This window comes from Vibrio sp. Scap24 (genome assembly GCF_013394185.1).
GTDB lineage: Bacteria > Pseudomonadota > Gammaproteobacteria > Enterobacterales > Vibrionaceae > Vibrio > Vibrio pomeroyi.
In genome coordinates, this window is sequence record NZ_CP041333.1 from 1519233 (window position 1) to 1546216 (window position 26984).

Genomic DNA, 26984 nt, shown 5'->3' on the forward strand with positions numbered 1-26984 from the left:
TCACAAAATACATCGTATGAATGTGTCATAATCTTGAAATTCAAGCGTTATTTTCAAGGAATATCATGACTGCTACGAACTATCTCAACGAATTGAATCAAAAGTATCTTGCGACTCATAAAGCAAAAGAAGACTTCTTTTGGGATACTTACATGGGAATAAGTGACGACCATGATGGCTCGACACAGGCGCAAACTCAGTGGGCCGAATTTCTTAGTGCAGCTGAACAAATTACGGCTATCGAAAAGCACATTTCTGCCATTGACGAGATTCAAGACGTCCAAGAAAAAGAAAGTACATTAACAGGACTGAATGGCTGGTTAGCGACCTTTAAATCTCACGCTATAGAATCCCAAAAATCTCAGACGCTAAAAGCAGACCTCATTAAGTTCGAAGCAGAGCTGTTTGAGAAGAAGCAGAGCCACGTGATGACTTACGTTAATGAAGCGGGTGAAGAAACAGAAGGATCGTTACCGGTTCTAGGTTCAACAGTAAGAACCAATAACAATGAAAAAGTTAGGCTATCAGCGCATCAAACACTATTAGGACTTGAACAATGGCTTCTGGCTAATGGTTTCATTGAGCTCATCAAAAAGCGCAATCAATTTGCTCAATCACTGGGCTTCAAGACCTTTTTTGATTACTCAGTTGTGAAGACCGAACAGATGACGACCGAGCAACTGTTTACGATTCTGGATGATTTTGAAGCTCGTACACGCGATAGCCATCAAAAAAGTCTAACGAACTTAGCTCAGCAGAAAGGCACAAGTGCACTCGAAGCGCATAACTTTACCTACTCTTTTGCTGGTGACGTTATGAATGACTTAGACCCTTATGTTCCCTTTTCAAAATCACTGAGACGCTGGATAGAATCTTTCGGCCGACTGAACATCGAATATTCTCAAGCGACATTGAAATTGGATCTTCTTGATCGCAAAGGAAAATACCCAAATGGCTTCTGTCATGGGCCAATCCCTTCTTTCTATGACCAAGGTGAATGGGTTGCCGCTCAAGTGAACTTCACTAGCAACGCTAAACCCGATCAAATAGGCAGTGGTTATGACGGGATTAACACCTTGTTCCACGAAGGTGGTCACGCTGCGCATTTTGCCAACGTAAAAATGAACGCACCTTGCTTCTCTCAAGAGTTCGCCCCAACGTCAATGGCATATGCGGAAACTCAATCGATGTTCTGCGATAGCTTGTTGAATGATGCTGATTGGCTAAAACAGTACGCGCTTAATTCAGAAGGCCAAGCTGTACCAGATGAATTGATCAAGGCCATCATTGGTAACAAACAACCATTCCGCGCTTACCAAGAACGCAGCATTCTTGTGGTTCCTTACTTTGAACGAGCTCTATACGAGATGGCTGATGAAGACCTGACGCCTGAAAAGATCACGGCGCTTGCTCGCAACAGTGAAAAGAAAATTCTAGGATTAGATTGCAGCCCTCGCCCACTGATGGCGATCCCACACTTATTGTCTGATGAAGCATCTTGCGCATATCAAGGTTACTTATTGGCTCATATGGCGGTGTACCAAACGCGTGCATATTTCACCGAGAAATTTGGCTACTTAACAGATAACCCAGAGATCGGGCCTTTGTTGGCTGAGCGCTATTGGCATAAAGGTAATAGCGTGAACCATAATGGGACAATACAAAGCCTTACTGGGGAAGGCTTCAATGCCAAATACCTTGCTGACGAGTGTAACTTATCACCAGAACAGGCATGGGCGATTGAAGAGCAAAAGATCAAAAAACTGGCTTCTCGCGAACGCGCACAAGTCGCAGATTTGAATGCGAAGATATCGATTGTTGATGGTGCAACTGAATTAGCGAATAACGCAAAGTCGAATGACCAAATGTGTGATGATTTTGAGCACTTTATTGTAGAGCAGTACGGGCGATAACCAGCGGGCGAGTTAAGTAAGCCTTACGCTCAAAAAAATCAGAAGCCAAAAAGTTAAAACGCAAAAAGGACGATATTTCATCGTCCTTTTCTTTTTTAATCTTGGTACTACATCGAAACGCAAGCTGACCGAATTTCGGTATCAAACTCAATATCAACCGACTCAATGCTTCTCAAAGACTTTCTATGGATGCCGTACACCTGTCCCGTCAAAACAATATAAAACTTCTCAGTTTTAAGTAACTCCCATGCCTCATCTAAAGATTCAACGTACACCTTGTTTTGCGAGTCTTGCGGGCGAGTACCAGCAACTCTTCCATGCTTACGTGCTAATTCAAACAGTCCATTGCGATTAGGTTTACACGTAAACAGGGTGTCATTGCCATAAATGACACCCTTGCCAGTCATGCTCTTAACCATTGTATTTCTCCAGATAATAATCCACTCGTCAAACTTGAGTGGCATACCACATGTCGAACAGTGGATGCTTAAGCCGCACAAAGAAGAGAATATGGTGTAAAGACCGGGCAGCAATTACACCATAGCGTTCAATTTCGAGTATTTGAGTTCTAAGGGCTTAAGTTCTAAGGGCTTAAGTTCTTAAGTTCTTAAGTTCTTAAGTAAATTTAAGCTCTTAGAATTGCTTATGTTCTTAGAAGTAGTAGTAAGCAGCAGCGAATACGTGTGTTTCTTCGTCGTATTGCATAGCAGTTGAACCAATGCGAGAGCCTTCAATGTCTTGTTTGATATCGATGCCCATGTCTGCATTTTCTGCGATACGGTACATTGCTGCGATGTTGATGAAAGAAGCATCTACATCCGCTTGTCCGTCAAGTTCGTTGTTGCTAGATGCATAACCAGCAGCAAGCGTTAGGTCTTCAGAAACTGTGAAGCCACCAGATAGGTAGTAACCTGTGTTTTTCTCAGAATCGCTCTCTTCAATCCAAGAGTTCACACCTAACTTAAGCGCGCCAACTTTAACGTTACCTGTCACTGTGTAAACTTCGAAATCATCTTCGTAATCACGGTTCTCGTAACCAGCGTATAGGTTGAATACTTCTTGCTCTAGACCGATGTAGCCGTTCACACCTTTGTCGAAATTATCATCGTTGCGAGAATCTTTCGTTTCAAAGTAAGAGATACCGTAAGCAATGCCGCTTGTTGCACCTTGGAACTTAACTACGTTGAATGCATCAGAAGCATCGCCAGCAGAAGCACCAAACTCATAAGTGTTGTCGCCTGCGCCGTCGACTTTATCTAGCGCCGTGTCATTTTCCCAACCAAATGAAGCAATACCGTAACCAGTGTCAAAACCTAACCACGCTTTATCTACGTCTGTCGCAGGGCCAGTATCAATACCGTTTACCCAAGCAGATGTCGCTGCCTCGTTCGCTGCAACGTTATTGTCGGTCGTGTACTGAAGCATCATGTCCGTTTCGAAGTAACCAACAAAACGGTTGTTACGGTAACTTACCGCAAGCGTTAGGCCTGTCGCCCAATCATCGTAAAATGCTTTAGAACCTGTGTCGTAGTAACCACCAACACCGAAAGAACCTGCTACTGAGAATTGATCTTTGTGCATAGAATCAAAAGCAAACATCTCTTCATTCTGGCTGTTTTGGCTGCTTGTGTTTACAGCGAATGCTGAAGTTGAAATGCTTGCAATCGCAAGTGCTACTAATGTTTTTTTCATGGTTACCACTACCTATATATTGATTCGGCCTTGTTAGTCCGGCCTTTTGGAGTGGCGCTATTGTTCAAAAAATCACGTTATTGATATACCGTAAATTTACTGAAATTTTATAGCTTTGATGAATTAAATTACATAATGATATGTTGATATGGCTTTTATATTGAGAAGCGTAGCCCGAGCGTAAACCCGATGTCGGTACTGTTGTCCATGTTACGGATGTTTTCGATCATCAAGGCCTCAATCGCAAGTTGATGTAGGCGATAACGGTAGCCCACTACTACTTCATTGGAAGGTTCAGAAAAATCTGGGTCGTTGCTCGCCCACCCTTGATAGTTGAGAGATTCAATAAGCAAACTATGACGCTGATTCAGTCGATACTCATACCCTATCGCCCAACTCGCGCTTACGTTTTCAAAACTTAAGTCTTCTAGGCCAACAAAGGAATTATCGCTATTTCGATGTACTAAACCGACCGTCGAAAAAATACTGTGTTTGGGTGTGATATAGCTGTAGTTAAGTTGAACGCCTTGCTCAAAGCTTGTTCTCGCAAATTGGCCACTTCTTACGTTGTTGTAATACAAAGAACCACCAGCAGAAAGCGACATAGGCCCCCTAGAATACAACAACAATTCATTGTAAAAAGTCAGCGCATTAGTTAAGTCATCACCCTCAAAATCAGAAACATGAACGCCAGCATTATGAAAGTCCATGGTGAATTGATCTTCTGCTACCTCATCACGTCCGTTTTGCCCAATGCCAAAAAGATCATGAAACCCCATAACAAAGCTGTCTAAGCCGTTATCTTTTGCTGTGACGACACGATAATCCAGCTCTGTTTTCCAGATGGGAGACGCTTGCCACTCAACAGCAATATTGGATTGGTTTTGGTAGTAGTCGAGCGAATATGCTTCCGTATGAGCCCATATACTGGCCTGCGTGTAAGAGGATTTGAACTCTATCGTGCCGACTCTATTCGGTTGGGCAGAACGCAGCTGAGTTGAGAGAACGTTTGAATGAATTGGAGACTGCGCGTAAACAAACATAGGCGACGCTATGGCGCTAGGAAAAGTGAGGATCAGTATGGACGAAGTGAGTAAGACTCTAAACGCTATCACGGTTTTGCTCGATGATATAAAACGTCCGATTCTCTTAAAATCACAGACTGATTTATGCAGCAAATGTACTGCTTTTGACTAGAATAGATAGAACAAAGTGTTATAAAAAAAGAGAATTAAGAACACCTTAGTTATCTTATCGCGTTAACTTGCGCTATCACGAGTTAACGAATATCTTCACCGCGTGAATGAATAGCCAAACTTTTAATAAGGATAAAATGTGAACGCCTCTAACCAGAGCTTTGAACAATTGTTGATGAGTCAGTCTGCAACCTTGATCAATAGTGACCCAAGGGATTTTAACGCGACTTGGTCCACTGCAAGCTTTAATGTTCTAGACTGGTTCGATATAGATAGGCTCACGCTTTACCCGAATTCGATGGTGTTACTGGAAGATGGGAAAACCTGTTCAGTTTCCAAATCGCACATCCCTTCAATCAACAAAAGAGACTTTGTTGGCTGTAACCACCTTGAGTACCTAAAGCTTCTCAAAACGTCCGAAACCTACTTGGAGTTTTCAGAGGCGCAACTCGCGATCAGCCAAAACGATGTGTTGAGTCAAATACACAAACAAGGTGGGAAATGGCACTGCATTATCCCTCTGCAACTGTTCAATCAACGCTGGGGTGCCCTCTCTTTTACCAACTTTCATGACAACAAAACCACCTTGGGTTTCGAAGACATCAAACGACTGAAACTAGTGTGTGAAATGTGGCTTTGTTATTGGCAGCATTCAACTTTAGCGAGAACGCTGAATCAAAGCGAAAACTTGTGGGAGGATGATAGCGATAAATTGCTGTTACTTACGAAGAAGCAAACCACGGTGCTTTCTCTGATTGCTCAGGGTTTTACCGCCAAAGAGTGTGCCGATAGGTTGCACTTGAGCCCACGTACCATTGAATCCCATAAATACAGAATGCTTGGGCTAATGGAGCTCAATAATCACAACGAGTTAGTGCAGTTCGCCTTACGAAACGGCTTAGGCATCACTGAAAACCAACACACCACTCGCTAACCTTGTTTAGCTCGTACTTGGCTTATTCGTTGCCTTCACTTAGCGCAAATTTAATCTCATCGGATGAAAAGCCTTTGCGACTCAACATGGCGTAAGCCTTTGAACGTTCTTTATGATCGTTTAGGTCATAAGATTTTTTCTGAAGTTGTTCTAAACAAGAAGAGTAAAAGTCCAATTGCTCTTCATTGATTAATCGGTCGATCAACGATGAAAGTTCAGTGGTATCGATTTGTCGCTGTCTAAGCTCTTGTTGGATAGCGGTTAAGCCTTTCCCTTTACGAGCGTACTTGAGCACTTCCTTCTCTAAATCCGCTTTGTCGGCCTTGATTTGGATATTACTTTTCAGTTCGTGCGCTTGTGGATGCTGTTCGATGGCAACTTTGACCTGCTGATAGCTGAAGCCACGCTTTTGAAGTGCGGCGACCAGCTTTTCACGGCTCATGGTAAAGCTTGTGTAGTAGTTGTTGATTCGCTCTATCAATATAGTCTGTTCGTCGATATTTTTTTCTGCAGAAACCTTGTGAATGGCATCAGCAATAATCGAATCGGAGAGCCCCTTCTTCTTCAGTTTCTCTACGATGTATCGAGATCCAAATTCACCGAAGAAGGCTTGTTCTGCGAATTGCTCAGCGAAATCTTGGTCGGATTTAAGATAGCCGTAACCTTTCAAGTTGCTCAAGGTTTCATTGATCCAATCCTGATTGTCCGTTTTCACTTTCAACTTCGCAATCAGCTCGCTTTCCGTCATGTCTCTTTGGGTTAAATGCCACATCGCAGAGTTCATGACACTTTCGATTCGCGTCGCTTTTCTTACCGTTGTATTTCTCGTTTTTGGGTTTTGCTGTGAATCATCCATTCGATTTCAACTATCCAGAGTGAGCCTGCCCCATGATAACGCAATTCTGACTAGCGTGGAGTGACATAAAAGAACGAGATTCAGATAAACTGGCTTCCAACAAAAATGGACACCTATTTGGCGTCCATTTGATTGTCACATGAAGAAATCGACTTTTAGAAGAATTAACTCTCTTCGTGATTGTAAATATGCACATCTCGTTGCGGGAATGGAATCGTGATGCCTTCTTCATCGAAGCGTTTCTTCACAGTTTCCGTCACATCCCAATACACATCCCAGTAATCGTCTGTCTTAACCCACGGTCTTACCACGAAGTCTACAGAAGATGTATTTAAGGTATGCAGCTTGATCATATGCTCAGGCTTTTTAAGCACTAGAGGGTGCGCAATAATGATGTCGTTCAATACAGCTTTCGCTTTATCGATGTCATCTGAATAACCAATACCAAACACCATATCCACACGTCTCACGCGCTCTGCTGTGATGTTATTGATAACGTCACCCCAGATCTTGTTGTTCGGGATCACCAAGCGTTGGTTATCGATAGTTTGAACCGTTGTCGATACTAAGCTCATGTCTTTTACTGTGCCTTGAACGCCCGCGACTTTAACCATATCACCAACATCGTAAGGACGGTAAATCAAGATCATCAAGCCAGACGCGAAGTTAGACAGCGTATCTTGCAATGCAAAACCAATGATAACACCCGCGACACCGAAACCGGTTAATAGCGGAGCTAGTTCGATCCCTATTTGAGACAAGGCGATAAGTAGACCGACAAACACCACTGCTTTGGATGCGATTGATACAAAGAAGTCTTGCATCAATACACTAAAGTCCATTTTAGAGTGCGAAACACTCTTGCGAACCGTCTTACGAGCCACGTTAGCAATTAGGCGAGTGACATACAAAATACCGAGAAACAGAGCAAGTTTAACGATAAAAGAAGGAGTATTTTCAAAAGCCCATGAACTGAACGAACGTAGCCAACCGTCTAGTAGCTCTAGTGCGACATCGACATCTAGCACATCGGCATTAATGTCGCCCGTCGTTGCTAATAGCACGCGCTTGTAAGAAGTCACATCAACGCCAAACGGTTCCATCAAGGTGATGGTTTCTTCTAAGCTCGCCACCATAACGCTGGTACGCTCACTGAAGCGTTCCAGTTCCTTCTTAATGACCGCTTTCTCTTCTTCATTCACGAAAGACAGGCGCGCTTCAAGATCTTGTCGCTGTGTATCAGTGTAAAGAATGGCGTTAGTCAGATACTTAGAACGAGCCACCAGCGCTGTTTTGAGATCAGCTTCAGGGACGGCAACATCAATACCACGCTCTTTTGACCAATCTAAGGTCTTCGCCAATTGCTGATAATAAACATCCATCATCCCGATTCGCTTTTGAATGCGAAGCTCAAGACGTTTCTTAGCGTCACCCTCTGTCGAACGGTTTTCTTTGCTCATTGAAACGATTTTAATATCATTCAATGACAATAATTTTTGTAATAGTTCAACCTGCTGAGCAAGAACAATATTGAGCTCTTCTTTCTTATCGGATGATAACTGGGTGAATATATCTTCGCGCAAGTCTTGGTTCTTACGCCTTAATATATCTTCAAGAAAGGGTTTCTCAGCATCGTGCGCCGTTTCTAATGTTGCCAAATCGAGCATCAACTGATCTTGTACTTGTGCTATTTTCTCGACGCCTTGCGCATAACTTCCAAATGCGACAAACGCCAACATTAACAATAGACAACGCCAAACCTTCATCATATTAATTCCTATTATTGTCTAAATTGACCCTATAAATAGTAGTAAAAAGAATATGGATAACAAGCATTTAAAGGTATGTCGTGTTAAAAATTCGCAAAATATCAGTCCGCATCTAATATTTGAGAGTTCCAATCCCCTCTTATGACCTGTAGAGTACGCAACCAACAAAGAACAACGGCCAATATCTTCACCTAGGTACATGCATTAAAATGCCTTGAATCCGATGTTGGCTCACAGCAAGAGAATAGAAAAATGAACAACGAACTTGATGTTATTGAGTCTCTAGAAGAGCTAGAAAAATTCCTAATTTCAGTGGAAGCTGGTGGTTTGGGCCTTGAAGGGGTTGAAGGCGTAGGCATGGCAACCAATAATTCAGATGGTCGTCACTTCGTTGCTGTATTCAACAGCAGCCACAAAGTTCTACTTGCTCGTTGGATCACTCAAGAAGTCTTTGAAAATGGTAAAGACCTAGTGCGTAACGGCCCACGTCGTAGTCACTAAGATTACCCATTAGAAGGCGTTGAAGTTCTGAACTTCAATGCTAGCGAAAGAAGCCCAATCGAGTTCCTAACGAACGGTTGGGCTTTTTTGTCTCTGTTTTATCGCTCTTTTTTATTCAATCGAACACCTTTGCTAATTATATACTGCTCAAGGGAAGTCACGACTTTGGTCAACAAAACAGCGAATAGCAAAAAAGAACAGATTATTATGAACTTAAGTGAAAATGCGATGCCTTAGCCTCTGAGTTTGGCGTTTATGTGCCCCTGTGACTTTGACAATTTTATGACTTGTGGCACGCAGCAAAGTTATCTAAGCTAGCCTGCTTATAACCCGTGTTAAATACTAACTGATTCGATTACTGACTGATTTGCTGAATACACCGCTACTTTTTTTATCCCAACAGAACCGCCAACAAAAGCAATCGCTTTGGGCGCTTCTTCTTACCGGACTGGTTATCGTAACTTGTCTGGCAAGTACGCTGTCTGCAAATAAAGTGACGTTTTCTAAGGCTTCTGTTAGCCAATCAACACACATAGGTTCTGAAACCAGCGACCCACAAGCCACTATCGCTTCATTTGACAAAATGTCTGAGCTTTATGCCAGCGTTTTTGGTTCAGATGCGTCTAAATCACTGACGGCACCGAATTCTAGCGCCTGTGACCTGAGCTCAAAAATGCTCACCTTCGCCACGCCGAAAACAGGCTGGTTGATCCCTTTCATTTTATTTATTGCTGTCGCATTCAGCCTTTCACCTCATATATCGAGATTATCTAGAGACAACCATCGCTCTACTCGACCAACAAAACACCGCCTACACCTAAAGCACTGTATATTTAGAGAGTAAATAACCGGGCTATTCCACCCTTTTATTTATTTTTTGGAGATACATTTGTGTACAACACACTACTAACTAAGTTTGTCGATTCATTGGCATTCTGTATGCGTACATGCGCGAAAACTATAGTCACTGCCATTTTGGTCATGACATCATTTAATGCTTTAGCACAGACTACCGGTTGGCTCAGCGTACCTGAACATCCGCCAGTCAAAATGCGAATGATGTCGACAGGTGAACAGTCGGATCACGGTTCTAAGATTCAAACCGTGCTCGATGTCGTGCTCGACGGCGACTGGAAAACCTATTGGCGCAGCCCTGGTGAAGGTGGCATACCACCAAGCTGGGACTGGTCTGGTTCATCAAACATTGAGTCGGTAGAGTGGCACTGGCCAATCCCTAAGTATTACGAGCAGCTAGACGTAATGACGTTGGGCTACAAAAAGCACGTCAGCTTTCCGGTCACACTCACACTGAAAGACAACACTAAGCCTGCCATCTTTAAGGCTTCGTTCACCTTTCCGTCGTGCACGAATATTTGTGTGTTGACCGATTACGACATCGAACTGCCGATCGACCCACAAACATTAGAGCTCGATGAAGAAGCCATGTTCTTGTTCAATCAAGGCATGAGCCAGTCACCACGAGAAGCAAACCGTACTTCAGTGAACGGCCTGTTTTGGGACAAGAGCAAGCAGCAACTGGTGACTCAGCTAACAAGTAAAGAAGGCTGGGATAAGCCGATGGTGTTGATTGATGGCCAAGAAGTAATTGACGACTTCTTCTCTCAGCCAGCCAATCATATCACAGACAACACCATGACTGCCGTTTTCGATGTGAGTAACTGGATTGGTGACGTCGACTTAACGGATCGCACCGTTAGCGTCACGGTTTCAGATACTAACTTTGCTGAAGAGATGACTGCTCAGGTTGGCTCAGAGCCTATCGCCTATCAATCAAGTAACACCAGCTTTATTGCGATGATTGGCTTTGCCTTAATTGGTGGCTTGATCCTCAATATCATGCCGTGTGTTTTACCTGTATTAGGAATGAAGCTAAACAGCATCATTCAAAACCAAGGTGCATCAAACCGACACATCCGAATCTCATTCCTAGCTTCGGCGATGGGTGTTATCACCTCGTTTGCACTATTAGCCTTAGGCATGACAGTACTCAAAATGGGCGGTAATGCGATAGGTTGGGGAATCCAATTCCAAAACGTTTGGTTTATCGGGTTCATGCTGATCATCACCCTACTGTTCTCAATTAACCTACTTGGTTTATTCGAGTTCAGACTGCCATCGGGTTTAAACACATGGATAGCAACCAAGGGTGATGACTCACACTCAGGTCACTTTGTTCAAGGTATGTTTGCCACGCTGTTAGCAACACCTTGTAGTGCGCCATTCCTAGGAACCGCCGTCGCTTATGCGCTAGGCGCAAACTACCAAGAGCTGTGGGCGATCTTCATCGCACTTGGTATTGGTATGAGTGCACCTTGGCTTATTTTCGCGCTGTTCCCTAGCCTAACCAAATTGCTACCAAAACCGGGCGCGTGGATGTTCAAGGTTAAGCTGGTATTCGGTTTAATGATGTTCATCACTAGTCTGTGGTTAACAAGCCTACTTAGCCCATTCATTGGCAAGTTCCCAACCATCTTGTTGTCACTGTTTATCGTGATTTCAGTACTGGTTTGGATTGGCATGAAGTTGGGGCGTAAAGTACTCATACCTATCATGGCAACCACTACCTTGATGTTTGGTGCTGCTCTTATTGTCGGTAGTGTTACAGCAGATAACTGGGCGACGCCTATCGTTGATGATCTTGCTTGGCAAAAGCTGGATGCGAAACAAATTCCTCAATTGGTCGATGAAGGTAAAACCGTATTTGTCGATGTGACTGCTGAATGGTGTATCACCTGTAAGGCGAACAAGATCGGCGTAATTCTTCAAGATCCTGTTTACAGTCACCTACAACAAGAAGACATCGTTTTGATGAAAGGCGATTGGACAACACCAAGTGAAAGCGTCACCCAGTACTTACAAAGTAACGGACGATTTGGTGTGCCATTTAATATCGTGTATGGCCCAAGCTATAAAAGCGGTATTCCACTGCCCGTGATTCTGGACAGTGACACTGTCGTTCAAGCCATCGATGCTGCGAGATAAGTGATGAAGACTCCCAACAATGAAGAGAAGCCTAACACTACCAAAGACCAGCCTATAAAGGGTGAGGCTAAAAAGCCAAGTCGTCTTAAGAAGTGGGGAAAGGAACTGGTCTCAATGATACTGATCGTTGGCGTGGTTTCGTTTGCTATGGATTTTTATCACAGCAGAAGTATGCCTCAAGGAGATGCGATTCCAATCGTAGGTCAATCACTCCAAGGTGAGGATATTGATGTTATCGAGCTCAGTAAAAACGGTAAGCCCGTCATTGTCTACTTTTGGGCAACTTGGTGTGGTGCTTGCAAATTCGTGAGCCCAACCGTCAATAGCTTCAACGACTCTCACCAAGTCGTTACGGTCGCCCTTTCATCAGGACCCGATGAGCGAGTGCAACGCTACTTGGATGCAAAAGAGTATGACTTCCCTGTGATCAATGATCTTTCTGGGGCAATCAGCAGAAGTTGGGGAGTCAATGTCACTCCAAGCATCGTCATCATCAAAGACGGAAAGATCAGCAGTATCGCAACTGGCGTGACTTCCCCTATCGGGCTGTGGTTAAGAACTTATTTTGCATAACTCGCTTACCAAGAATAAAGCGAAGCAAATGAAACGACTAAAGCCAATTTAACAAACAATAATACCGTGAGCACGACCTAATGAGCGCTCACGATTATCAAGAATTAGAGAATACATAACATGAAAAAACATCTGGTTAGCGCACTGATTTTAGGCTCACTGATGAGCACCAATGCCTTCGCTGAACTAAGCAAAGAACAAACCCAACAACTTGAAGAAATTAATCAGTTTCTGAAAGAAAACCCTTCGACTATTTCCGGGCTGCATACCAGCTTAGAGCAGTATGTGGCCGGCCAAGAACAAGCAAAGAAAGCTCAAGCAGAAAGCCATGATTGGTTGTACAACAATGATGCTCACCCAATAACGGGTAACCCTGACGGCAAATCGGTAATCATCAACTTCACCGACTACAACTGTCCTTTCTGTAAACGCTTGGAGAAAGGCTTGGTTAAACTAGCCTCTGAAAACAGTGACATCAAGATCATCAATGTCTACCTGTCGTTTAAGCAGCAACAAGTGAGCGGCCTTAATACCAATGCAGCGCTATACGCGATGAAAGTATGGAAAGACAACCCAGAAGCTTTCCCTGAAGTCGATCGATTACTGATGGCGAAAAGCGGCAGTCACACAAAATCGTCACTGCAAGCGGTAGCGAAAAAAACAGGTACTGAAGCGCAGTTAGAGACAACGACAGAACAAAGCAACACGTTAATGACTAACCACCAAACCTTTAGCGCACTCGGCTTAACAGGTACACCAACGCTAATGATGAATGGTCAGGTATTACCTGGGTATGTGCCTTACGACCGACTAAAAGACATTGTGGATGACGCTTTCTAGTTGAATCTAGTAAGGTTGTGAGCCTTAGCTAAAATTGAAGACTAAATTGATAAAGCCTACTTGCGTTAACCCGCAGTAGGCTTTTTTATGGCTTTGAATAATAGGTTTTAAGATACAACGATTTCAAGTCAGGCTGTGAAATAATCGTTTTGAAACAAAAAAGCAGTCGAAGTGTCACCATCTCGCAATGGGTTCTTAATTTATCCTATTTACTCTAAAAGCAGTTCTGTCGACGAGTCCAAGACGTGTTAACTCTAGACAACTGTCCTTTGACCGAGCCTAGCTCGGTCTTTTTTTGAGTGTCGCAAATAGCAAACCTAGCAACAGTCTAACTTCTTACTAGCTCAATAAGCGGCACACCAACGCTCCCGGCTCTCTTAATGCATCCACGTTATAACTGAGTACACGACCAGAAGATGGCGCATGATAACGACGACATTCATTGCCGAACGCATCATATTGGATGGCTAACAGATCATCTTGCTCAACACTTTGCAAAAGCTCGACCTGAGGCAGCACAAAACCACCAATATCAGCACGAATGGACACGACATTGTTACCTTCAATCCAATCCATACTCGGAAGCTGCTTTGCCTCTAACGGATCTTGTCCATCGACCTCAAGCATCTCGTAATAGGAGAGCATATTCAAAACGCCGTCTACCGCTCTTTGAATCATGTCAGGTTGAGTAAACTTACCCATCCCTACTTCTACAGTAATGCTCGGTATACCACTGCGATTCCATACCGTTTCAAGAATCCCAGGGTCGCCGGGATCATTAAGTACACAGTCGGGTTGCATCAACCTCGCCATGTCTAAACATTGCTCTATCCGATAATCAGCAAACACATAAAGTGGGTATACTGCACCGCGAGTTTGGGTATGAAGGTCAACGGCGAAAGTAGCATTGTGCTTGAGTAAGCGCTCCCAAAGTGACGCAACAAAGCGCTCTGCTGCTAATCCGTGGGCGTCACCGGGAAAGAGTCGATTGAGATTTGCAGGGCATGAACCCGGATCGGAAGAGATGAAGTCACGACTGTGATTTAGCAAACCAGACAAGTTCACCGTAGGTACAATTGTCACCGTACCTTTCAGTGTTTTACCCACCAAGTCTCTGATAATTTGCTGAGCAGCCAATACACCGTTCAGTTCATCGCCGTGAATACCGGCTGTGGTCATCAACTTAGGGCCATCTTGGCTGCCTTTAAAAACAGAAACCGGCATGTTTTTAGGTTGGCCGAGTCCATCACTAGTCACTTGAAACCAAAACTGATGCTCTCCAACCTGTAAGTCTTCAACATTCAAGGAGCCAATAACCTGTCTACCTTGTAAAACATCGCCTAAGTACTCTGTTTTCATCCAACTACTCCATCTTGTTGAGCAAAATCTATTCTCTTGTCAGTTTTTGCATCATAGAGGATATCTTAACCAGTACAAGCAGTTAATCGATTTAACAAGTACAGTTCAGCCCGTAAAACTCACTCATAACATCCTCACCTCTTTCAAAGTGAAACTTGCACAAATGGCTGTTCTAAAACTTCCAATTTGGATAATTATTCACAAACCACTCAGCCAAATGAAATAAAAGTGCAATAAAATCAACGCTTAAAAAAGTTCCCTATTCACGAAAATGTAATTTTATAGAAATGAAAGCTTAATTTATCTGCTCTAAATTAGCTTCATATCGAAACGGAGAGCGCATTGCTCACGGATTTTAAAATACAAGGTAAGTGATTATGAAAAAGGCAGTTCTAGCTTCTGCAGTGGTAGCAGCACTAGTTTCAGGTTCATCTCTAGCAGCAACAGTTTACAGCTCTGACGGTACTGAGCTTAAGATTGGCGGTCGCGCTGAATTCCGTGGTGACTTCATTGGTACTTCAAAGGGTGCTGAACTTGAAGGTTCGATGAGCGATGAAACTCGCTTCCGCCTTAACATTGGTGGTGAAACCCAGCTAACAGATTCTGTATCTGCATTCGGTTTCTACGAAGCTGAGCAAGGTACTGGCGATAACACTTTTAATAACCGTTATATGTACGCTGGTGTTGACTTCGATGGCCAAGCCGTATCTTTCGGTCGCCAAGACATGGCTTCAGTCATCGTATCTGACTTTACAGATATCACTGAGTTCTCGGGTGTTCAACAGGTAATCGACGCGGCTTCAGACAAAGAAGATGGCGTAATTGCATATCGTGGTGGTTTTGATGCTCTACAACTAGAAGCTACATACAAAACTAATAGCGAGAAAGACTCTGATGGTTACGGCATTGCTGGTGTTTACTCACTACCATTCGGTCTAGACTTGGGTCTTGCGTACTCTGGTGAAGACCTAGGTGCTGGTGCAGGTAGTGCCGACCAAATCCTCGCTGGTCTAGCGTACTCTTTAGATAACCTATACCTAGCTGCAACATACTCAACAGGTGATAGCAACGACAAAGCGATTCTAGCTCAAGCAGAATCATTTACAGCAATGGAATTTGCAGCACAGTACAAATTCACTAAGCAAATCTCTGCAGCAGTCGTTTACACATACCAAGAAGATGAAGCGGCGAATGGCTCAAAAGCAGACGCTGTTGACGGCATCGAGCTAGCAGGTTACTACAAACTAAACAGCAATTTCCGTACATACCTTGCTTACTACATCAATGGTTTAGATGAAGCTAAAGACTCTGAAGGTAATGTTACTGCAGGTGAAGACACACTTCGCTTGGGTGTACGCTACGACTTCTAATCTAAATTTACTTTAGATAAGTTCTAAAGAGGTTGGGCATTCGCTCAACCTTTTTTCATATTCAAATATTCTGACTAACTTCATCAATGCTTTTTCTGGTTAAGTGGTGTTAAATCCGTATCATAGGTGAACCACATCAAATAATTAGAAGCATCATGTCACAACACCATCCGATCCAAGGCGCTAGCTGGATGCTAACCGCAGGTTTAGCCTTTGCTTTGATCAACAGCCTAACTCAAATCGCAAGCATTCATTTCGGACTGACTTCTACTACCGTTGCCGTCATTCAGTATTCAATTGCATTGTTCGCCATTCTTCCTTATCTGAAAACGTTGGGAATTCGACGCGCACTAAAAACTGATAATCTCAAGCTACACGTATTCCGTGTCTTCCTATCAGTTATTGGTATCCAACTTTGGATTTGGGCGCTGGCTTACCCAGTGCCGATTTGGCAAGGCATCGCGCTTCTTATGACTTCGCCACTGTTCGCAACCATAGGTTCTGGGCTTTTCCTAAAAGAGAAAGTTGGCGCAGCTCGTTGGAGTGCAACCTTGGCAGGCTTCGTTGGTGCTATGGTCATTCTCGAACCATGGGCCGAAGATTTTAGTTGGGCGACGTTGTTACCCGTTGGTGCGGCTTTCTTTTGGGCATGTTACTCACTGATGGTGAAAAAGCTCTCATCACAAGACAGCCCTTCTACCATGGTGGTTTACCTTCTTCTATTGATTACGCCATTTAACATCTTGCTGGCCGTTCCTGATTGGCAAATGCCAAGTGGTGGCACTATTTGGGCTATCTTAATCGTTATCGGTGTTATGACAGCACTGGCTCAGTGGGCTATTGTAAAAGCATACTCGGTGGCGGATGCCTCTTTCGTTCAACCGTTTGATCACGCGAAATTACCACTTAATGTCTTGGCTGGTTGGCTGGTATTCAGTTGGGTTCCACCAGGTCGTTTATGGCTAGGGGCTGCGATTATCATTGCATCTGTTGCTTTCATTACCCACTGGGAAACGAAAAAGCCGACGAAAGTTAAGAAAGTTTAAAGTCGATGAAATAAATAGTTCTACTGTCCGTTCTATATTGATAAGAGAATTTTAAGCGAGGTCGTAACCATGAAGAAACCAGTCAAGATTACACTATACCGTTGGGCAGGCAGCTGGGGTCCATTTAAAGTAAACATCCCATGTGGAGAATGTACCCTTACCAAAGACATTCTTAAGGATACTTTTGAGAATGAATTGGCTGATGTTGATGTCGAACTAGAAGTGAAAGATTGGTTATCTCACTGGTGGGAACCGCTAAAACTTGGTTCTTGGCATGCACCTATCCTTGTTGTTGAAGGCAAAGTTGTTAGCCAAGGTGAAGCACTCAATCGTGGTGTATTGGTTCAATCTGTAATCAAAGAGTGGACCAAACGAGACAGCCTAAAGGGCAATATCGTTTATGGTAAAGCGACCTGCCCATTCTGTGTGAAGGCTAAGAAAATGCTGGATGAAGCGGGTGTCGAATATACCTATCACGATGTCGTTAAAGACAGTGCTGCCCTATATCGAATGATTCCAGAAGTGAAAGCACACATTGGTGAAAAAACACCGGTGACCGTGCCTCAGATCTGGCTTGATGGTAAATACATCGGCGGAGCAGACAACTTGGAAGCATGGATGAAAGAAAATGGTCTAGATTCCATTCCAAACAATGTGGTCGACTTATCCAATCAATCGGCAAGCTGATCTCGCTTAGATAGAGTTAAACTTCCGATCATTAACTAATTAGTGTTTTCTTGTGTCCATCCGCATTAAAACAGAGCGATGAAAGTCATAAATCGCTAAAACGAAAAAGGCCTTAAACTTCTATGAGTTTAAGGCCTTTTAAAATTCCGTTTTGGAAAATGCTTACTTAGCCATTTTCTTCATCATTCGCTTAAAGAATGATACTTTTTTTGGCTTTGACTTGCCGTACAATGCCTCGTGCATCATGTTTTTTGCTGCCATTTGACCAAGGTATGCGTGGCCTAGTTCGTAGTTCATGCTTATCTCCGTACATAATCAACTTTCTTATGCGCGGATTCTACACTTAAAACACCCAAAAACAAGATCTAAATCACACTTTAATGCAAGTTAGTGCGTTTTATTACACCGCGAGTATTCCCGTTGTAATCATAATCAAAAGTATATTTATATATCAATAACTTAAGCTGTGACTCGTTTTGGCTTTGATGCAATACGTGTAATGCCGCTTAGGATCTCGATTGAAACACCCATAAAAAAAGCAGCCCATGTGAGCTGCTTTTTTAAATGCTTCGCTTAAACTTCATGCTTTGATGCTGAAGTCGTTAACGATAACTAAAGCCTTAGCTACGCTTTGGCTGACGGTAAGTTTTACCCGCAATTTGGTAAGTATCTTTTTGCTTTAATTCGAACATAGTTTCGAAGAACCAAGCTGCAAATTTGATTAAGTCATCGCCTTCATTCATTACATGTTCGATGTACTCTTGCTCTTCGCCTTGTTCATTCTCTTGAAGCGTCACGTGGTAAATGCGCTTTTCGCCTTCCACTTCCGCTAGCGCAAATTGACCAGTCAGTGAAGCGGCAGCCTCAGCAACTTCAGTATCCTCATTGGATTTCAATAGCTCAAGTGCTTGAGGTAGACCATCTAGTGCGCAGATAGCTTTTACCAGTACTTCAAATTCATTTTGCTGCATTTTGTTTTACCTATTAAATGGACGCCAGTATTGTAGAAAACCAGTCAGACAAATACAACGTCTTAACGATAAAGCACTTCTTATTATCCCAAAGAGCTCTATTCATACCACGAACTCTATTCATCTTGACTCAGCGACCTCACTTAGACATTAAGCTCCGCCTGAATCGCAGCGCCTTGGTCTTTTCGGTTGTTAACCACCAAGCTTGCGACGACTATCAGAGCACTGAATACCGCAACGCCATGCCAACCAAAGTGTTCAAACGACAACACGCCAGCAAACGAACCAAACGCGCCACCTAAATAGTAACCCAGCATGTAAATACCATTGATACGACTTTGCGCTTGCGGGTCGATGGAAAACACACGAACTTGGTTAGAGACCTGTGCACTGAACACGCCTAAGTCGATTAGAATGATGCCAACAATGAGACCCATTAAGTGATCGCCGAACAGGCCTGATACCGCAAAGCCAACCACAATCAAAACCAACGCCATGTTGATCATCTTGCGAGAGCCGAACTTACTCACAATCGCGCCCGATACCTTTGCACCAATCACGCCTGCCAGTGCCACCACACCGAACAAACCCGCCTGTTGAGCGTTGTAATTGAACGGCGCTTCACTCACGTGCAATGCCAACGTTGCCCACAGCGCATTAAATGAAGCAAACCACAACGCACCAGTCAGCGCTGATTTTCGTAAAATCGCATGCTGTTTCACTAACGTCGCCATGCTTCCCACTAGCTTGAGATAAGGCATGTTATTGGTCGGTTTATTGGACGGCAAAAACACGTAAAGCAATACACCAAACAATGATGCTAAAACGGCAGACATAATAAACACCGCGCGCCAACCATATTGTTCCCCTATAAAGCCACTGACTGTACGAGAAAGCAAAATACCAACGGTTAAACCTGTCATTAAGGTACCGATTACTCGACCTTTGGTTTCAGGTGTACTTAAAGAGGCCGCAAAAGGGATGAGTTGCTGCGTAATATTCGCGCTAAGACCAATAGCAAAACAAGCCAACACCATAGCCAACAAAGTGGAAGCGTTTGAAGCCACTAATGATGATATGACAAGTAATACAGAGAGAATCGAGATGAGTTGCTTACGCGGTAACTTATCCCCCAATGGCGATAGAAACAATAATGCCGCTGCATATCCTATCTGACCCGCAGCTGGAATAGAGCCGAGCTGCTCACTTGATAAACCCAGTTCAGCACCAATTTTCGGCAATATTGGTTGGTTGTAGTAAAGATTGGCGGCTGTTGCAGATACTGCACTAGACATTAACAGTAAACGACCTGTGCCTAGTGATTCTCTTTGAGCTTGTTTCATGTTTCACCCTTAGATTCTGTCTCATTGCGTTGATGAGTAGAGTTTAAGGGGATGCTTTAAATAACAGAAATAGCCATTTAATCTAGAATCTATAACGTTATTGTATAGATAGGTTTTAGGTCATTTTACGACGGATATTATCAATCTCGCAGTATACAAGTTCGGCAAACACGCGAGCCGTTGGGGAGAGAGTATGGCGGTGATGGGTCATGACCAAAGGGATCTCAACGGGCTTTGAGTCAATAGCTTGATTGGATCTAAGAGACAGGAATGAACATTCATCGCACCTAAGGTCTTTTACCGAATAAGGCACAATAGTCACCCCTAGCCCTGCAGCAACCTGAGTAAGTACGGCCTGCATCTGACTCGGCTGTTTCTTGATGTTGGGTGAGAAGCCTGACATTTGACACTGAGTGATGATGGCATCGAATAGCCCAACAGCCTGATCGCGCTCGAACAAAACAAAAGGATCATTATTGAGTTCGCTGAGATTGATTTCATCCTGATTTGCTAAAGGATGCGTGATAGAAACCGCTGCCACCAGCTTGTCGGTGTAGATATTGGTCGATATGTAGTTATCTTCGAAACCAGCAGGCAAAACGCGCGAGAAAGCGATATCAATGTCATGTTTCTCAAGCGCTTCAATTTGCTCAGACACGGTCATTTCATACAAACCGACATCGATATTTGGATTATGTTGGAGATAATTTCGAACTAAAGCAGGAAGAAAGCCGAGCGTTGCTCCTCCTAGATACCCTATCTTTAGGCTACCTACCACACCAGAGGCGGACTGGATGACGGCTTGTTTGGTGCTCTCGGTTTGTTCAATCAGATGGAGCGCATCTTGCAACAACCTTGAACCCGCAGCGGTAATCGTGACTTCTCGCGATGTGCGGAAGAAAAGCTTAACACCCAACTCATCTTCAAGGCTGGTAATGTGGCGACTAATAGCAGGCTGCACCGTATGCAGCTCTTTTGCTGCCCTCGAAAAACTACGGTGGGTTGCTACGGCCACAAAACTACGAAGCACTTTGATTTCCATAAGTATCTCAGCTCACTATCACTCAGTTACTTGAAGTATCGCATCTTTTTAGAGCTGAGTAACCGAGCCGTACTTATTCATTTAGCTGAATTCTACTTCCGCGTTGTCCGCTTTCTTGTTCATTCTCGCTGAAGACCAAAGCACACCGCCCATACCCGCGCCGATGATAAGATAGAACACGCCCAGTTGTAGGTGAGTCGTAACCCAACTTTCAACCAAATATCCACCTAGCAAACCCGCCAAACACATTTGAATCGAACCGGATAGAGCAGACACCGCGCCTGCTTGCTTCTTGTGAGGCTCCAACAACATGCTGATAGAAAGAGGGAAAGAGATACCCTGTGCGATCGCCAACCAAGTAAATGCCCACACTAGATTAAAGATGGAGAGTTCATGTGTTAACAACCAAGAGCCAGACGCCAGTATAATCAAAATCGCGAGGCTCATTAACTGAGGCGTACTGAATCGACGATTGAGTATGTTCAACGCCACGCTACCAATCAACAATCCTGCCGAAGGCACAATCATCAAAGATCCATATTCAGCCGCTGTCAGCCCTAGTTGCTCCTGCATTAAAAATGGGAATAGAGATAACGACACCAAACTCGCCATGTAACTCATCCAGTTATAGCTGGCGCTGCTTATCACTTGGCGGTTGGTCAACAAGCGCCCATAGTTTTTCACCACTTGACTGACTTCAAAACGGCTCTTCCCATATGGCAGAGTCTCATGCAACACGAAATAACCCAGTGTGAATATCGCTAACAAATACAATAGAACAAACAAGAACACGGCCTGCCATCCAAGGTGGAATGAAATCCAGCCACCAAATACAGGTGCAATGATCGGCATGATCGAAGCCGTCAGGGAAATGTAAGACAAAGCTTTCGTTAGCTGAGGGCCATCATAACTGTCACGCAGTACGCTTCGCCCCAATACCGAGGCACTACCCGCCCCTAATCCTTGCAGTAATCGTCCCACTTCCAACGCTGTCATGTTGTCAGAAAAGGCAAAACAAACGACAGTACCAATCAAATAAACACCCTGACCTAACAAGAAAATAGGTCGTCTTCCCACCGCATCGGACATCGGCCCATAAAACAGCTGCGATAAGCCGAAACCCACAAGAAAAAGTGTGACGAGCAGTTGCACATCCACTTGGGTAACACTTAAGTCAGAAGCAATCAGCGGCAGTGCTGGCAAGTAGATGCTGACACCCACTTGTCCCGTCGCAATGATCATCATTGCTAACAGTAATGGCGTTTTTTTAAAGGTCGATTGGCTCAAAAAATTCCCTATTCGTTTGATATTTGTTCATGATATAAGTTTATATTCAAAACCAGTAATTGATAATTAACCAAATTGGAATTTAATTAAGTCCCAACAGGAAATAATATGGATTGGATTCTCAACGTAAAAAGCTACGTTAGAGTGGTTGAAGAAGGCAGTTTCAATGGCGCTGCGCGCAAACTCAATACCACCAGCTCAGCGATCAGCAAAAGAGTAAACTGGCTGGAAGAGCGTATTGGCACTCAACTTTTAAAGCGCACCACTCGCTCAATTAGCCAAACTGAAGCAGGCGCACTCTTCTATCAAAGAGCTAAAGATCAGCTCGACAATTGGCAGTCGATCATTGATGAAACTCGCTCGGTCAACCAAACCCCAGCGGGCTTGCTCAAGATAGGCGCGACCATTGCGGTTGGTTCTAAGTTTCTTGTGCAATACATGGACGACTTCTTAGAAAAGTACCCTGATATTAAGGTTCAACTCATCACCACTACGCCCGGTCAATTACCCGAGCTTGGTTTGGACTTGGTGATCAGTCGTGAACTAGAACAACTCAACTCATTAAGCTTCAAGAAAACGCCATTGTTCGAGCATAGAGCCAGCTTCTATGCAGCACCAAGCTATCTCGCCAAGCACGGTTACCCCACTTGTGAGCAAGATTTAGAGCAACACAACTCGTTGATTTGGGGAGAGCGTCCGACCCGTGAAGTAGCACTCACCAAAGGGCAGCGAATCACGTTAAACGGTAACTTTGCCACCACCAATCCAGAGGCGTTATTTCATGCGGCGAAGCGTGGTATGGGCGTATTGTTAACCATCAAAGCGATGATCAAAGAAGATCTCAAACAAGGGACATTAGTTCCAGTATTGCCAAATATAACAGCAGACGAAGTGATGGTTTACGCGTACTACCCTAAGCTTGATTACTCACACACTCGAACCAAGCTGTTTTTGGATCACCTCAAAGAGAGATTGGACCGAGAGCGAAGCACTCAGATTCTGTGAAATAAATCACATTTAAATTTGAAAAGTTATACAACACGACCAATAATAAACTAGACGCATATTGTTTTGTATACACAGATAGACAAGACCTTACATAAACGGCTTACGCAATGATTCTGGTTAGCTATGGATGGTGACTATGACTCAACATACCCACAACAGCATGATAGATACAGAGCGCATTGGGCGTTTACTTAAGTTGGAAGGTATCGACCTTTTAGAGTCGGCTGTGCTCACGTTGCACCAAACATTTGGTACTCAATACACCAGTATCATCGAAAAGAAGTACTTTCCAGACCAAACGGTTCCCTTGGTGATTGCCCATTCCGACCATGTACTGCATGACAAAATCAACGCGCGTCATGGTCACATCTACCAGCAAGCAGTGAATCAACGTCACCCAGATTGTTCGTTTGCCCAATATGTCATTCAGTCACTTCCTACGTCGGCGTTTAGACAGGAAATCACGTCACAGAACTCGATCGCGATTCCTACTCGTACCCAAAGTGGTGAAGTCATGGGAGTGCTGTTCTCAACGTTCACCTCTCCTCTAAGCCCAGATCAACAAAATGATGTGATAAAACATCATCAGCTATTTGCTGACATCATCATCCACACATTAAGAGAGATGTGGTTTAACGATCGTTCTGAACAGCTGGTAAATCAGCTGAGTTACGAGGTATCACACGACAGCTTAACTGGTTTGTTAAATCGCAGCTGCTTGTCCGATACCTTAGAATCAATCACTCAACAGAGTGTTACCCCATTTACATTGGCCTTGCTCGACATCAATAGCTTCAAAGCCATTAATGATATGCACGGTAATTATATTGGCGACAAGGTGCTGCAGTTTGTCGCAGAAACATTGCGCCGCACTTTACCGGAGAGCAACCTGACTTTTCGAACTGCGGGCAATGAGTTCGCCTTCATCACCTACCATTCCGACCCGATAGCTGTTTGCGAACAAATACTCGCCAAAATTAAGCAAGGCTACATTAGTGTTGATATCAAGATAGATTTCGACGTCAGCATCGGAATTGCCAGTTCGGATGGAGACAACAAAGACGTTGAGCAAATCATCTTCAACACCAGCTTGGCGCTGAAAGAGTGTAAACACAGCCAAGATACGCATATTCAATGTTATGACACTCACTTAAGAGTTCGTTACCAAAGAAAAACCGAGCTAGTCGCTGCTCTAAGAAGTGAACTTGAAAACCCAATTTCACAAAGCTACGTCCCCGACAGCAATGGCATGTACGTGGTGGTACAGCCAATTGTTGGTCAAAGTGAGACGCAGTGGGAATATTTCGAGGTACTGACTCGCTGGAAAACCGCCAGACATGGAGACATCTCACCTGTAGAGTTTATTCAAGTGGCTGAAGAATCAGGGCTGATTGTCGAATTAGGCGAACGCATTATTGAATTGGTGTGCCGCGCTAAAACGACACTAGAGCAAGGCTTGGGCTATAAGGTTAAGCTTGGAATCAACTGCTCCGCGCATGAGCTTACCGATTCGAAGCGTTATATCTCCTACCTGACTCGAACCATTGAACAACACCATTTTAAGGCGAATGAGTTTGTTATCGAATTAACCGAAACCGTTCTGTTATCGCCAACACAAGAGACAAAATCCGCGCTTAACTTTCTGAGAGGACAAGGCTTCACGATTGCACTCGACGACTTTGGTACAGGCTACTCCAGTTTGAACTACATCCACAGCTACCCGATTGATTGCATTAAAATTGATGCGACCTTTATTCGAGACTTGTTAACTAGTTCGACCTCAGAAAGCGTAGTATGGCTGATTGTTCAACTAGCCCATAGACTCGATGTATCTTTGGTTGCGGAAGGTGTTGAGAAGCGTGAGCAATTAGAAAAACTGCACGCGATGGGATGTGACAAGATCCAAGGTTACCTCTACTCACCTCCAATGCGACCTGAAGCTATCGTTAGCTATGTCGCGCACTCAGAGCCTTTAGTTTAAACCCTTACCGAACCTTCTCTTGAGAACTAAAAAGCCGCAAGAGCATCACTTAACGCTGACTGTGCTTTGTGATGCTCTTGCGGCTTTAAAACAGTTTAATGGCTAGCTACTTACTAGCATTATTAACCATTGCTAGATTGCGCGTTTCTAACGCTGCCTTCAATAGCTTATCGGCTTCATCTCTCGCGGCTGTGAATGTCGCTTTTTCCTTTTTAGGCACAGAATCGGCCATTGGGATATTCGCTTTCATCGCATCAACAGGGCGACCACGTTCAATCAGTTCATAGTGCAAGTGAGCACCTGTCACTCGACCCGTTTTACCCGATAGGCCAATACGTTGACCACGAGATACCGTTTGTCCTTTACGAACAAGGATCTTGCTTAAGTGCAAGTAACGCGTTTTATAAGTGCTACCGTGTTGAATCACCACATAGTTACCCGCATAAGGGTGTTTACGCGTCATGATCACTTTGCCGTCACCCGTTGCTTGAACAGGCGTGCCAATTGGTGTCGCGAAATCCGTACCATTGTGCGGTGAGATTCGGCCAGTCACCGGGTGTAGACGTTTAGGGTTAAATTGAGAACTCTGACGCCAGCTGCTGCTTACAGGGTAACGTTGGAAAGCACGTTGAAGGCTATCACCATCCGCATCGTAGTATTGGCCATCGGTATGAAGATACGCAGACACTACACGGTTCTTGTTAATGATTTTAATTGCTTCAATTTCGCGTTTGCCTGTAGCAACACCATCAACGAATTGCGCTTTCTGAAGCACCTCAAACTGATCGCCAGCACGTAAGTCACGGCTGAAGTTCAGCTTGTCTTTAAGAAGGGTCACAATATGGTCAATCTCAAGGCTGTTCAGGCCAGCTTTATTCGCCGACATTGAAAAGCTGCCATGGATATCACCCACGAGAGGTCGCTGCTTCCATTCGCCCGGAATAGAGATATCTTCAAACTCGTATGTGCCGTCTTCAAGCAGTCGGTAAACCACTTTATCCGCAACACTAAATTGAAGTTCCATTTTAGAAAGATCGCCCGTCGCCTCATCACGCCAAAAACGCAATGTGTTGCCTGGACGAAGCGTGTCTAACGCAAGGAAGTTTAAATCGGTTTCCATCACGCTCATCATCGATTTATAAGAAAATCCAAGCTGAGTGAAGATACTACTTAAGTTATCACCCGTTTGAATTTGGTACTCAAACGTTGGCGGCTCGATAACAGTAACAGAAGAAGGTGACAGAATAGACTCAATCACGGTTGAGTCGGGTAAATCAAGATCGATCGTTTTCGTCAGATCCGATTGTGACGATTGCAAAGCAACACCAATCGCAGCAATAAGTGGCAGTCCCAAAATAGCTACTTTTTTTACAGGTGAAAGCTCAGCAAACGGAGAGGGAAATATTTTTGAATACACGGTAAACAGGTCTTTCTACGATATAAAGGCATAGGATATGCTTTTCAAACGCATAAATCATCAATGCAATGTCATAATATGACGTGAATCTGTCTACGTAGAGCTAAGTCATTGAGTTGCCGTAAGTGAACGTTCACTTCTCTCCAAATAAAATTAACCGCTAAATTTGAAAATAAAAAAGCAGAAACGGCTAGTT

24 protein-coding genes are annotated in these 26984 nt (G+C 43.9%); 12 read left to right on the forward strand and 12 right to left on the reverse strand.

Features of this window, described 5'->3' with window-relative positions:
• Window positions 1-65 precede the first annotated feature (65 nt).
• Window positions 66-1913 (forward strand): M3 family metallopeptidase, encoded by a 1848-nt coding sequence (locus FLM53_RS22110; RefSeq protein ID WP_176679384.1) that lies wholly within the window; start codon window positions 66-68, stop codon window positions 1911-1913.
• A gap of 107 nt (window positions 1914-2020) precedes the next feature.
• Here the strand turns inward: FLM53_RS22110 and FLM53_RS22115 are convergent, their stop codons facing one another.
• The 3 genes from FLM53_RS22115 to FLM53_RS22125 form a co-directional block, all read right to left on the reverse strand.
• A complete protein-coding gene (locus tag FLM53_RS22115) occupies window positions 2021-2332 on the reverse strand; it encodes a hypothetical protein (RefSeq protein WP_176679383.1) in 312 nt (103 codons plus the stop codon).
• 232 nt (window positions 2333-2564) lie between these two features.
• Window positions 2565-3605, reverse strand: coding sequence for a porin (locus FLM53_RS22120; protein WP_176679382.1), 1041 nt, complete (start codon window positions 3603-3605; stop codon window positions 2565-2567).
• A 155-nt stretch (window positions 3606-3760) separates the two neighbouring features.
• Complete coding sequence (locus FLM53_RS22125) at window positions 3761-4681, reverse strand: DUF3187 family protein (protein WP_256867725.1); 921 nt, start codon at window positions 4679-4681, stop codon at window positions 3761-3763.
• 259 nt (window positions 4682-4940) lie between these two features.
• Between FLM53_RS22125 and FLM53_RS22130 the strand changes: the two genes are divergently transcribed.
• Window positions 4941-5735 carry a response regulator transcription factor gene (locus FLM53_RS22130; RefSeq protein WP_176679380.1) on the forward strand — a complete coding sequence of 265 codons (795 nt, stop codon included), beginning with the start codon at window positions 4941-4943 and terminating at the stop codon, window positions 5733-5735.
• Window positions 5736-5757: 22 nt separating this feature from the next.
• On the opposite strand, the gene FLM53_RS22135 is transcribed toward FLM53_RS22130, so the two are convergent.
• Window positions 5758-6591 (reverse strand): RecX family transcriptional regulator, encoded by an 834-nt coding sequence (locus FLM53_RS22135; protein ID WP_176679379.1) that lies wholly within the window; start codon window positions 6589-6591, stop codon window positions 5758-5760.
• Between the two features lie 164 nt (window positions 6592-6755).
• Window positions 6756-8360 (reverse strand): mechanosensitive ion channel family protein, encoded by a 1605-nt coding sequence (locus FLM53_RS22140; protein WP_176679378.1) that lies wholly within the window; start codon window positions 8358-8360, stop codon window positions 6756-6758.
• Between the two features lie 252 nt (window positions 8361-8612).
• Here FLM53_RS22140 and FLM53_RS22145 point away from each other — a divergent pair, with 252 nt between their 5' ends.
• The 5 genes from FLM53_RS22145 to FLM53_RS22165 all read left to right on the forward strand — a co-directional run bounded on the left by FLM53_RS22145 (window position 8613) and on the right by FLM53_RS22165 (window position 13277).
• Window positions 8613-8861, forward strand: a complete 249-nt coding sequence (locus FLM53_RS22145) for a hypothetical protein (protein ID WP_017630108.1) — start codon at window positions 8613-8615, stop codon at window positions 8859-8861.
• Between the two features lie 367 nt (window positions 8862-9228).
• Window positions 9229-9705, forward strand: coding sequence for a hypothetical protein (locus FLM53_RS22150; protein WP_176679377.1), 477 nt, complete (start codon window positions 9229-9231; stop codon window positions 9703-9705).
• A gap of 95 nt (window positions 9706-9800) precedes the next feature.
• Window positions 9801-11864, forward strand: coding sequence for a protein-disulfide reductase DsbD (locus tag FLM53_RS22155; protein ID WP_176680059.1), 2064 nt, complete (start codon window positions 9801-9803; stop codon window positions 11862-11864).
• Window positions 11865-11867: 3 nt separating this feature from the next.
• On the forward strand, window positions 11868-12437 hold the full coding sequence (locus tag FLM53_RS22160) for a protein disulfide oxidoreductase (protein WP_176679376.1): 570 nt from the start codon (window positions 11868-11870) through the stop codon (window positions 12435-12437).
• A 120-nt stretch (window positions 12438-12557) separates the two neighbouring features.
• The gene (locus FLM53_RS22165) at window positions 12558-13277 is read left to right on the forward strand and encodes a DsbA family protein (RefSeq protein WP_176679375.1); all 720 of its coding nucleotides are present in this window, start codon (window positions 12558-12560) and stop codon (window positions 13275-13277) included.
• A 339-nt stretch (window positions 13278-13616) separates the two neighbouring features.
• On the opposite strand, the gene FLM53_RS22170 is transcribed toward FLM53_RS22165, so the two are convergent.
• Window positions 13617-14636, reverse strand: coding sequence for a succinylglutamate desuccinylase/aspartoacylase family protein (locus FLM53_RS22170; protein WP_176679374.1), 1020 nt, complete (start codon window positions 14634-14636; stop codon window positions 13617-13619).
• A 377-nt stretch (window positions 14637-15013) separates the two neighbouring features.
• Between FLM53_RS22170 and FLM53_RS22175 the strand changes: the two genes are divergently transcribed.
• From FLM53_RS22175 to FLM53_RS22185, 3 genes are all read left to right on the forward strand, one after another.
• A complete protein-coding gene (locus FLM53_RS22175) occupies window positions 15014-16006 on the forward strand; it encodes a porin (RefSeq protein WP_176679373.1) in 993 nt (330 codons plus the stop codon).
• Window positions 16007-16161: 155 nt separating this feature from the next.
• On the forward strand, window positions 16162-17052 hold the full coding sequence (locus FLM53_RS22180) for a DMT family transporter (protein WP_176679372.1): 891 nt from the start codon (window positions 16162-16164) through the stop codon (window positions 17050-17052).
• A gap of 69 nt (window positions 17053-17121) precedes the next feature.
• Entirely contained in the window at window positions 17122-17739 is a 618-nt protein-coding gene (locus FLM53_RS22185; RefSeq protein ID WP_017630100.1) for a glutaredoxin domain-containing protein, read from the forward strand.
• Window positions 17740-17901: 162 nt separating this feature from the next.
• On the opposite strand, the gene FLM53_RS24095 is transcribed toward FLM53_RS22185, so the two are convergent.
• The 5 genes from FLM53_RS24095 to FLM53_RS22205 form a co-directional block, all read right to left on the reverse strand.
• Window positions 17902-18036 (reverse strand): hypothetical protein, encoded by a 135-nt coding sequence (locus tag FLM53_RS24095; protein ID WP_256099315.1) that lies wholly within the window; start codon window positions 18034-18036, stop codon window positions 17902-17904.
• Window positions 18037-18359: 323 nt separating this feature from the next.
• Window positions 18360-18710, reverse strand: coding sequence for a hypothetical protein (locus FLM53_RS22190; protein ID WP_017057980.1), 351 nt, complete (start codon window positions 18708-18710; stop codon window positions 18360-18362).
• Between the two features lie 143 nt (window positions 18711-18853).
• The gene (locus tag FLM53_RS22195; RefSeq protein ID WP_176679371.1) at window positions 18854-20053 is read right to left on the reverse strand and encodes an MFS transporter; all 1200 of its coding nucleotides are present in this window, start codon (window positions 20051-20053) and stop codon (window positions 18854-18856) included.
• Window positions 20054-20168: 115 nt separating this feature from the next.
• Window positions 20169-21095: a LysR family transcriptional regulator gene (locus tag FLM53_RS22200; RefSeq protein ID WP_176679370.1), complete on the reverse strand. Its 927-nt coding sequence runs from the start codon at window positions 21093-21095 to the stop codon at window positions 20169-20171.
• 81 nt (window positions 21096-21176) lie between these two features.
• Complete coding sequence (locus tag FLM53_RS22205; RefSeq protein WP_176679369.1) at window positions 21177-22382, reverse strand: multidrug effflux MFS transporter; 1206 nt, start codon at window positions 22380-22382, stop codon at window positions 21177-21179.
• A 108-nt stretch (window positions 22383-22490) separates the two neighbouring features.
• On the opposite strand from FLM53_RS22205, the gene FLM53_RS22210 reads away from it, so the two are divergent.
• Window positions 22491-23387, forward strand: coding sequence for a LysR family transcriptional regulator (locus FLM53_RS22210; RefSeq protein WP_176679368.1), 897 nt, complete (start codon window positions 22491-22493; stop codon window positions 23385-23387).
• A 139-nt stretch (window positions 23388-23526) separates the two neighbouring features.
• Entirely contained in the window at window positions 23527-25371 is a 1845-nt protein-coding gene (locus FLM53_RS22215) for a bifunctional diguanylate cyclase/phosphodiesterase (RefSeq protein WP_176679367.1), read from the forward strand.
• Between the two features lie 106 nt (window positions 25372-25477).
• On the opposite strand, the gene FLM53_RS22220 is transcribed toward FLM53_RS22215, so the two are convergent.
• Window positions 25478-26788: a peptidoglycan DD-metalloendopeptidase family protein gene (locus FLM53_RS22220; RefSeq protein WP_123309493.1), complete on the reverse strand. Its 1311-nt coding sequence runs from the start codon at window positions 26786-26788 to the stop codon at window positions 25478-25480.
• Window positions 26789-26984 lie beyond the last annotated feature (196 nt).

Excerpts from the sequence above, each read along its gene's own strand:
- FLM53_RS22135 (WP_176679379.1), bottom strand. The coding sequence starts at position 6,591 with ATGGATGATTCACAGCAAAACCCAAAAACGAGAAATACAACGGTAAGA.
- FLM53_RS22145 (WP_017630108.1), top strand. The coding sequence starts at position 8,613 with ATGAACAACGAACTTGATGTTATTGAGTCTCTAGAAGAGCTAGAAAAA.
- FLM53_RS24095 (WP_256099315.1), bottom strand. The coding sequence starts at position 18,036 with ATGAACTACGAACTAGGCCACGCATACCTTGGTCAAATGGCAGCAAAA.
- FLM53_RS22140 (WP_176679378.1), bottom strand. The coding sequence starts at position 8,360 with ATGATGAAGGTTTGGCGTTGTCTATTGTTAATGTTGGCGTTTGTCGCA.
- FLM53_RS22115 (WP_176679383.1), bottom strand. The coding sequence starts at position 2,332 with ATGGTTAAGAGCATGACTGGCAAGGGTGTCATTTATGGCAATGACACC.
- FLM53_RS22185 (WP_017630100.1), top strand. The coding sequence starts at position 17,122 with ATGAAGAAACCAGTCAAGATTACACTATACCGTTGGGCAGGCAGCTGG.
- FLM53_RS22190 (WP_017057980.1), bottom strand. The coding sequence starts at position 18,710 with ATGCAGCAAAATGAATTTGAAGTACTGGTAAAAGCTATCTGCGCACTA.
- FLM53_RS22155 (WP_176680059.1), top strand. The coding sequence starts at position 9,801 with ATGCGTACATGCGCGAAAACTATAGTCACTGCCATTTTGGTCATGACA.
- FLM53_RS22215 (WP_176679367.1), top strand. The coding sequence starts at position 23,527 with ATGACTCAACATACCCACAACAGCATGATAGATACAGAGCGCATTGGG.
- FLM53_RS22110 (WP_176679384.1), top strand. The coding sequence starts at position 66 with ATGACTGCTACGAACTATCTCAACGAATTGAATCAAAAGTATCTTGCG.
- FLM53_RS22175 (WP_176679373.1), top strand. The coding sequence starts at position 15,014 with ATGAAAAAGGCAGTTCTAGCTTCTGCAGTGGTAGCAGCACTAGTTTCA.
- FLM53_RS22170 (WP_176679374.1), bottom strand. The coding sequence starts at position 14,636 with ATGAAAACAGAGTACTTAGGCGATGTTTTACAAGGTAGACAGGTTATT.
- FLM53_RS22210 (WP_176679368.1), top strand. The coding sequence starts at position 22,491 with ATGGATTGGATTCTCAACGTAAAAAGCTACGTTAGAGTGGTTGAAGAA.
- FLM53_RS22180 (WP_176679372.1), top strand. The coding sequence starts at position 16,162 with ATGTCACAACACCATCCGATCCAAGGCGCTAGCTGGATGCTAACCGCA.
- FLM53_RS22160 (WP_176679376.1), top strand. The coding sequence starts at position 11,868 with ATGAAGACTCCCAACAATGAAGAGAAGCCTAACACTACCAAAGACCAG.
- FLM53_RS22120 (WP_176679382.1), bottom strand. The coding sequence starts at position 3,605 with ATGAAAAAAACATTAGTAGCACTTGCGATTGCAAGCATTTCAACTTCA.
- FLM53_RS22195 (WP_176679371.1), bottom strand. The coding sequence starts at position 20,053 with ATGAAACAAGCTCAAAGAGAATCACTAGGCACAGGTCGTTTACTGTTA.
- FLM53_RS22165 (WP_176679375.1), top strand. The coding sequence starts at position 12,558 with ATGAAAAAACATCTGGTTAGCGCACTGATTTTAGGCTCACTGATGAGC.
- FLM53_RS22200 (WP_176679370.1), bottom strand. The coding sequence starts at position 21,095 with ATGGAAATCAAAGTGCTTCGTAGTTTTGTGGCCGTAGCAACCCACCGT.